This window comes from Actinokineospora sp. (genome assembly GCF_050699995.1).
Classification (GTDB): domain Bacteria; phylum Actinomycetota; class Actinomycetes; order Mycobacteriales; family Pseudonocardiaceae; genus Actinokineospora.
This window is the reverse complement of sequence record NZ_JBOHGC010000233.1, coordinates 1-4,501: the sequence shown is the minus strand read 5'-3', so window position 1 is coordinate 4,501 and position 4,501 is coordinate 1. Positions and strand designations below refer to the sequence as shown.

Genomic DNA, 4,501 nt, shown 5'->3' with positions numbered 1-4,501 from the left:
GCCCCGGGCCGCGCACGGCCTCGACGACCAAGCCGCCGAAGAGTTGTGCGCGCTGGTCGACGGCGTGCACGAAGCCACCGGCCTGCTCGGCGAGGACGCGACCGCCCAGTGGCTCGACGCGCTCGCGGCCGTGGCCGCCAGGGACTCCGCGCCGCCGCTGCTCGCGGGCCGGGTCACCCGGCTGCTGCACGACGCCGACCGGGTGGCCACCGACGAGGTCGCGCTGCGGCTGGGCCGCGAGCTGACCGCGGGTGTCGCGCCCGCCGCGGCCGCCGCCTACATCGAGGGCTTCTTCGCGGGCGGCGCCCTGCTGCTGATCCACGACGACACGCTCCTCGACGTCCTCGACCGCTGGCTCGCGGGCATCGCGGCCGACCAGTTCGCCCAGGTCCTTCCCTTGCTGCGGCGCCCTTTCGGCGCGTTCGCCGGACCGGAGCGGCGCACGATCGGCGAACGCGCCGCCCGGCGCGGCTCGGGTGTGCCCGTGGTGGTGGCGCAGATCGATGAGCAGCGGGCGGCGGCCGCCGTGCCCGTGCTCGCGACACTGCTGGGGGTGCGATGACCGACGAACGCCTGCGGCGCTGGCGCCTGGTCCTCGGCGGCGACGAGGACGGCACCGGCGTCGGGCTGGACGCCGAAGACTCCAAAATGGACGGTGTGCTGGCCGCCCTGTACCAGCCGGAACCGGAATCAGGGGCGCCGCGCTCGGCAGGCCTGGGCGCGTCCGCGCCGCGGGTCGCCCGGTGGCTGGGCGACATCCGCGCCTACTTCCCGAGTTCCATCGTGCAGGTCATGCAGCGCGACGCCGTCGAGCGGCTGGGCCTCAAGCGGCTCCTGCTCGAGCCGGAACTGCTCTCGGCGGTCGAGCCGGACGTGCACCTGGTGGGGACGCTGCTGTCGCTCAACTCGGTGATGCCGGAACGCACCAAGGAGACCGCGCGCGACGTCGTGCGGACAGTCGTGGACGACCTGGAGAGCCGACTGGGTGAGCCGACCCGCGCCGCGGTGCGCGGGGCGCTCGACCGTGCGGCCCGCAGCGCGCGTCCCCGGCACGCGGACATCGACTGGGGCAAGACGGTTCACGCCAACCTGCGCAACTACTCGCCTGAGCTGCGCACGGTCGTGCCGGAACGGCTTGTCGGGTATGGGCGGCGCAACAAGAGCATCCAGCGGGACGTGATCCTCGCGATCGACCAGTCGGGCTCGATGGCGGAATCCGTGGTGTACGCAAGCCTTTTCGGCGCCGTTCTGGCATCGATGCGTGCCCTGCGCACTCAGTTGTTCGCGTTCGACACGGCGGTGGTGGATCTCACGGATCTGCTTGCGGACCCGGTGGATGTTCTCTTCGGGACTCAGCTTGGCGGTGGGACCGACATCAACCGGGCGCTCGCGTACACGCAGGGGCTGATCACCAAGCCCGAGGAGACGCTGGTGGTATTGGTGAGTGACCTTTATGAGGGTGGGAACCGAGACGAGATGTTGGCGCGGGCTCGGATGATCGTCGAATCCGGTGTGCAGCTGGTGGCATTGCTGGCCCTGGCTGACTCCGGCGCGCCTTCCTACGATCATGACAATGCCGCTGCTTTTGCCGCTCTGGGGGTTCCTGCGTTCGCCTGCACGCCTGACCGGTTCGGTGATCTGCTCGCAGCGGCGTTGCGGCGGGAGGACTTGAGTCGGTGGGGCTGACCGGTGCGACCGGATCAACCTGACGAGGTTCGGCGGGTTCCGTCCGCCTGCAGCAGATCCTCGCGGGCGCGGGCGATGCGCGAGCGGACGGTCCCGAGTGGACAGCCGCAGATCTCCGCCACCTCGCTATAGGACAGTCCGAGTACCTGCGTCAGCACCAGCGCTTCCCGTCGTTGCGCCGACAGGCCCGCCAAGAGCAGGTTCATCTCCACCATGTCCTCGAACCCCGCCACCCCGGCATGCGTCGACGCGTGGCGGGTTTCCGCTGAGCCGGCCCAGTCGTCTGTCGCCGCCAGCCGCGGGCGGGTCAGTGCCGATCGGACATTGTCGACCGCGACGCGGCGGGCTATGGAGAACAGCCACGTGCGGGCGGTGGAGCGGCCGGCGAAGCGGGTGAGGCTGGGCAGGGCGCGCAGGTAGGTCTCCTGCGTCAGGTCGTCGGCCAGGTCGATGTGTGTCAGGTGGGCGAGGAATCGCCAGACGTCGCGCTGGGTGGCTCGGACGAATCTCTCCAAGGCACGCCGGTCGCCCGCGCCCGCGGCGAGCGCGCACACCGTCAGTTCGTCATGGCCGTCGATCTGGTCGCCCTCTGGTGCTCCCACGCTGCGCAGCGTAGCGGAGGAAGTCGGGGGAACTTCCAGGGCCGAACGGGCGACCAACTGTGACGTGGACTGTGTGACGTGCCGCGAAGCCGTGTCCGCACGGCTCGACAGTGAAGTTGAGCCCGCGCCCGCCGAGGCCACCGACCGGCACCTCGCCGAGTGCGTGGCCTGCAGGCAGTGGCAGGTGGGCGTGGTGGCGCTGACCCGTTCGCTTCGGGTGCGTGCAGCCGTCGCGGTGCCCGACCTGACCGACGCGGTCCTCGCCGCGGCGCCGAGCCCGACCAGGGTGTGGCCGCGGATCGGGCTGGGTGTGGTCGCGGTGGCCCAGTCGACGCTGGCCATCGCGCAGATCGTGGGCGCCGACGCGGCGATGGCGCACGTCGGGCACGGGCACGCCGGGCCGTTCGCCGGCCACCTGGTCAACGAGAGCACCGCGTGGACGCTCGCACTCGGGATCGGGCTCGCGTGGGCCGCGCTGCGGCCCCGTGCGGCGTCCGGGCTGATCCCGGTGCTCGCGGGCTTCGTCGTGGTGCTGCTGGGATATTCGGTGTACGACCTGGTCGCCGACGCGGTCCCCGCGTCGCGCGTGGTGGGGCACGGTGTGCTCGTGTTCGCCTTGGGCCTGCTGCTCTTAGTGCGCCGCGACACCGCCGCGCCGACGCCCGGACGGGGTGACGCCGTTGGCGCGCCGGGGGAGTACGCGGGCTCCGCCCGGTTGGACGGCGGCAGGCCCGCCGAACGTGGTCCAGGGCAAGGATTTCTGCGGCCCGCCGGCAGGCATCGCGCCGCGTAGCGCCGAGTTCATGGACATGGGGACGGCCGCCCAGGGCCGCGTGGAGATCGTTCGGGCATGCCCGAACGTCGGTGTCGACCGGTTGCGTCCTATCCTCTTCGCTGTGGACGGCGAGGTAGGTCCCAGCGCGGATGTGCGCCCGTCCGCGGACCGGGCGGCGCGCATCGTCGGTCGGGCACGGGTTTTGGGGAGTCTGCAGGGCCATCTCGCCGACGGCGGCGGGGTGCTGCTCACCGGGCCCAGCGGCATCGGCAAGACCACCCTGCTCGACGAGGTGGCCGCCGCGGCCCAGGGGCGCGTCCTGCGGGCCACCAGCGCGGAGAACGAGCGCTGGATCCCCGGCACCGCCCTGGCCGACCTGCTCGCCCAAGTGCCCGGCACGGCCGTGGCCGACCTGCCCGAACCCCAGCGCCGCGCCGTGGAGGACGTGCTGCGCGGCGAGCGCGTCGACCCGCAGGGATCACCCGCGCTGCGCATGGCCTGGCACTCGCTGCTGCTCGGCCTCGCCGCCGACACCCCGGTCCTGGTGCTGCTCGACGACGTCCAGTGGATCGACGCCACCTCCGCAGACATCCTCGCCTACGCCGCGCGGCGGCTTCCCGGCAGCGCGGTGCGGGTAGTGGTCGCGGGCCGGGTCCAGGAGCCGACCGACCTCGCCGAGGACGCCGACGGCGCCGACCCACGGCCGGTGCCACCCGCCCTGCTCGCGCCGCGACCCCTGTTACGGCTGCCGGTTCCGCCGCTGACCGCCGACGACCTCGCCGAGCTGTTCGACGCCTACGGCTTGCCCGCCCGCACCGCCGTGGCCATCCACGCCGACTCCGAGGGCAACCCCTACCTGGCGCTGACCTTGGCAGGCGCGTTCTCCGAGCGCACTGGCCTGCGCGCGCCCGCCCCGCTGCCGCCGGGGGTGGCGGCACTGGTGCACGAGCGGCTGGCGGGCGTGGCTCCCCGGGTTCGGCAGACGCTGCTGATGTGCGCGCTCGCGACCCGCCCGACGATCCGCCTGCTGCTGCGGGCGGGCCGGGCCGACGCCCGCCACGACATCCGCCACGCCGTGCAGGCTGGTCTCGTCGTCACCGACGAGGAGAACATCCGCTTCACCCCGCCCGCCGCGGCCTCCATCGTCGCCGAACTCGCCGACGCCGAGCAGCGCGTCGAGGCGCACCGGCTGCTGGCCGACGCGGTCACCTTCGACGACCAGCGCGACCGCCACCTGGCGCTCGCCTCCGCCGCGCCCGACGCCCAGGTGGCCCGCTCGCTCGTCGTCGCCGCCGAGACCGCGATCCGCCGCGGCTCCCGCGACCTGGCCGCCGAGCTGTACCTCCTCGCCGCCGACCGCGCGCCCGCCGACCTGGCCAGCCAGCGGCTGGACTGGCTGGTGGCGGCGACCGAGGCGGCGGCCAACGCGGGCCTGCCC

Annotated in this window: 5 protein-coding genes; 4 read left to right on the top strand and 1 reads right to left on the bottom strand. The window is 73.3% G+C overall.

Translation table 11 applies throughout. The features are described 5' to 3' along the window. Both ACRDSQ_RS12580 and ACRDSQ_RS12575 read left to right on the top strand, forming a co-directional pair. Positions 1-562: DUF5682 family protein (locus ACRDSQ_RS12580; RefSeq protein ID WP_431421129.1), on the top strand; the 562-nt coding region annotated here is incomplete at its 5' end. Further along, a complete protein-coding gene (locus ACRDSQ_RS12575; protein WP_431421127.1) occupies positions 559-1,686 on the top strand; it encodes a VWA domain-containing protein in 1,128 nt (375 codons plus the stop codon). The genes ACRDSQ_RS12580 and ACRDSQ_RS12575, both read left to right, overlap by 4 nt. A gap of 14 nt (positions 1,687-1,700) precedes the next feature. Here ACRDSQ_RS12575 and ACRDSQ_RS12570 read toward each other — a convergent pair whose 3' ends face one another. Continuing rightward, the gene (locus ACRDSQ_RS12570; protein ID WP_431421125.1) at positions 1,701-2,288 is read right to left on the bottom strand and encodes a sigma-70 family RNA polymerase sigma factor; all 588 of its coding nucleotides are present in this window, start codon (positions 2,286-2,288) and stop codon (positions 1,701-1,703) included. 64 nt (positions 2,289-2,352) lie between these two features. On the opposite strand from ACRDSQ_RS12570, the gene ACRDSQ_RS12565 reads away from it, so the two are divergent. Both ACRDSQ_RS12565 and ACRDSQ_RS12560 read left to right on the top strand, forming a co-directional pair. Continuing rightward, positions 2,353-3,081, top strand: coding sequence for a zf-HC2 domain-containing protein (locus tag ACRDSQ_RS12565; RefSeq protein ID WP_431421123.1), 729 nt, complete (start codon positions 2,353-2,355; stop codon positions 3,079-3,081). A 10-nt stretch (positions 3,082-3,091) separates the two neighbouring features. Continuing rightward, on the top strand, positions 3,092-4,501 hold a 1,410-nt coding region (locus ACRDSQ_RS12560; RefSeq protein WP_431421121.1), incomplete at its 3' end, for an AAA family ATPase.

Bases quoted from the DNA above. Each gene is read 5' to 3' on its own strand.
- ACRDSQ_RS12575 (WP_431421127.1), top strand. From the start codon at position 559: ATGACCGACGAACGCCTGCGGCGCTGGCGCCTGGTCCTCGGCGGCGAC.